Source organism: Streptomyces malaysiensis subsp. samsunensis (assembly GCF_024519315.1).
GTDB classification, from domain to species: Bacteria; Actinomycetota; Actinomycetes; order Streptomycetales; family Streptomycetaceae; genus Streptomyces; species Streptomyces malaysiensis.
The window spans coordinates 1-689 of the sequence record NZ_JANIIC010000246.1; the positions used below are offsets into that span (position 1 = coordinate 1).

A 689-nucleotide genomic window follows, 5' to 3' on the forward strand; every position below is an offset into this window, starting at 1 on the left:
AGCGCCGTGCGCATTCTGCATACCTGCGCTGCCGCCCTCCCCGACGGCGGCCGGGTGCTGATCGCCGAGCGGGTGTTCCAGGATGAGTCGGTTTCCGCCGAGGATCTTTCCGAGACCCGTCAGCTGACCTCGCACGACCTGCGCATGCTGGTCCTCCTGGGCGGCAAGAAGCGTTCAGAGTCCGATTACGCGCGCCTTGCCGGACGGGCCGGACTCAGTCCCAGCGCGTCCGTCCGACTGCCCGGGGGCGCCGCCGTGATGGATTTCCGCGTGGTGGGGAGCCCCGGACAAGGGGAGGCACCTCCGCGTCGCAGCAGCGGACAGGGTGCCACACCGCCCCCTGACCAGGCCGGCCGGTGGACGGATGGCGGTGCCGTCCGGCCCTTCTGATGCGCCGGTACCCCGAACGCCTCCGGACGCGTCACGGCTTCGGGACAGACAGGAAACACGAAGGAAGGCGCATATCCGTCCCGGCCTGCGCCTGCTGGCTGAACCTCCAGAAAGGCTGGTGGCGCATCTTCCGCTACTGATTTTGTTGGCGTGATGTCGTCATGGTGAGTCCGGTTCCTGCGAGACATCCGTCGATGAGTTCGCTGCGGTACTGGACCTGGCGGAGACCGTGTCGGAGCGTGCTGATGAGGTGGTCGGGATCGGTGAAGGCGGTGTTGGTCTGGCTGCTGCGTCGCAGC

The 689-nt window shown here is 67.6% G+C and carries 1 protein-coding gene and 1 pseudogene; one reads left to right on the forward strand and one right to left on the reverse strand.

Annotated elements, in window-relative coordinates; all coding sequences use genetic code 11:
- On the forward strand, positions 1-390 hold a 390-nt coding region (locus NQU54_RS48715; protein ID WP_306279897.1), incomplete at its 5' end, for a methyltransferase.
- 133 nt (positions 391-523) lie between these two features.
- On the opposite strand, the pseudogene NQU54_RS48720 reads toward NQU54_RS48715, so the two are convergent.
- Positions 524-689, reverse strand: a pseudogene (locus tag NQU54_RS48720) (IS630 family transposase); the annotation flags it as partial.